Genomic DNA, 1604 nt, shown 5'->3' with positions numbered 1-1604 from the left:
CGCCTGCACAACAAAAAGAACCTCATGGACGAGCTGGGCAAAATTTCCCGCGTCATCCAGCGGGAGGCCCCCGGCTGCGACACCGAGGTGCTGCTCGTGCTCGACGCGACGACGGGGCAGAACGCCCTCAACCAGGCGCGCCAGTTCAAGGAGGCCGCGGGCATCACCGGCATCATCCTGACCAAGCTCGACGGCACGGCGCGCGGCGGCGTGGTCATCGGCATCAAGCAGGAATTGCAGGTCCCGATCAAGTATATCGGCGTGGGCGAGCAGATCGACGATCTGCGGCCGTTTAACGCGCAGGATTTTGTCGACGCCCTCTTCGGCGGGCGTGAGGAAACGGAGGAGGACGCGTGAAAAAGGTGATCGCCGCGACGGGCAACAAGGGCAAGCTCCGGGAGTTTGCACGCATCTTCGCGCCGCTGGGCATCGAGGCCGCAGCGCAGTCGGAGGTCTGCCCCGGGCTTTCGGTCGAGGAAACGGGGAGCACCTTCGCGGAAAACGCCTTCCTCAAGGCGGACGCGGTCCACGCCCGCACCGGGCTGGCCGCCGTCGCGGACGACTCGGGGCTCTGCATCGACGCGCTGGACGGCGCGCCGGGGGTCTATTCGGCGCGGTACGCGGGGGAGGACACCCCCTATCCCGAAAAGATTTCCCGTCTGCTCGGGGAGCTGGACGGGGTGCCGGAGGAGCGCCGCACGGCGCGCTTCGTGGCGCACATCTGCTATATCGGCGCGGACGGGACCCGTATCGACGCGGAGGGAACCTGCGAGGGAAAGATCGGCCGGGAGCCGCGCGGGGACGGCGGCTTCGGGTACGACCCCGTCTTCTACGTGGGGGACCGCAGCTTCGCGGAGCTCTCCGCGGAGGAGAAGGACGCGATTTCCCACCGCGGCAAGGCGCTGCGGGAACTGGCGCGCAAACTTGACGAACATCAAAACGGATGAGATAGAGGAGAAAACGATATGCTGACAAGCAAACAGCGGGCGAAGCTCCGCGGCATCGCGAGTACCGGGGAGACCATCCTCCAGGTGGGCAAGGGCGGCGTGGCGGAAGCGCTCGTCAAACAGGTGGACGACGCGCTGACGGCGCGCGAGCTCATCAAGCTGCGGGTGCTCGAGACAAGCCCCGAACCGGTGCGCGAGGTCGCGCGGCAGCTCGCCGAGGCGACCGACTCCGAGGTGGTGCAGGTCATCGGCATGAAGCTGGTGCTCTACCGCCGCAACCCTGAAAAGCCGGTCGTCTCCCTCGACTGATGCGCACGGGAATCTTCGGCGGGACCTTCAATCCCGTCCACAGCGGCCACGTCCGTCTGGCGCGCACCTATTTCGACGCGCTCCGGCTCGACCGGATGCTGGTCATCCCCACCTGCCAGCCGCCCCACAAGGCGGGGGAGCAGCTCGCGGACGGGGCGGACCGGCTCGCGATGTGCCGCCTCGCCTTCGGCGGGCTGCCCGGCTTCGAGGCGAGCGACATCGAACTGCGGCGCGGGCGGAAAAGCTACACGGTGGATACCCTCGAACAGCTCGCCGCGGAATATCCGGACGACCGGTTCTACCTCATCATGGGCAGCGACATGTTCCTGACGCTGACCGAGTGGCGGG

Annotated in this window: 3 protein-coding genes and 1 pseudogene; all 4 read left to right on the top strand. The window is 67.3% G+C overall.

The annotated features are described in order from the left end of the window. Positions 1-357: pseudogene (locus RDM88_RS12820) on the top strand (signal recognition particle-docking protein FtsY); the annotation flags it as partial. Continuing rightward, positions 354-947, top strand: a complete 594-nt coding sequence (gene rdgB / locus RDM88_RS12815) for an RdgB/HAM1 family non-canonical purine NTP pyrophosphatase (protein WP_308755211.1) — start codon at positions 354-356, stop codon at positions 945-947. The pseudogene RDM88_RS12820 and the gene rdgB, both read left to right, overlap by 4 nt. A gap of 18 nt (positions 948-965) precedes the next feature. Then, positions 966-1256, top strand: a complete 291-nt coding sequence (yhbY, locus tag RDM88_RS12810) for a ribosome assembly RNA-binding protein YhbY (protein ID WP_308755210.1) — start codon at positions 966-968, stop codon at positions 1254-1256. Continuing rightward, a partial coding sequence (gene nadD / locus RDM88_RS12805) for a nicotinate (nicotinamide) nucleotide adenylyltransferase (protein ID WP_308755209.1) occupies positions 1256-1604 on the top strand: 349 nt, incomplete at its 3' end. The genes yhbY and nadD, both read left to right, overlap by 1 nt.

It is taken from the genome of uncultured Anaerotruncus sp. (assembly GCF_902490045.1).
Classification (GTDB): Bacteria; Bacillota; Clostridia; order Oscillospirales; family Ruminococcaceae; genus Anaerotruncus.
This window is presented reverse-complemented; position numbering and strand designations above follow the sequence as displayed.

What these genes read in the sequence shown, in the direction of transcription:
- yhbY (WP_308755210.1), top strand. Translation starts at nt 966, where the DNA reads ATGCTGACAAGCAAACAGCGGGCGAAGCTCCGCGGCATCGCGAGTACC.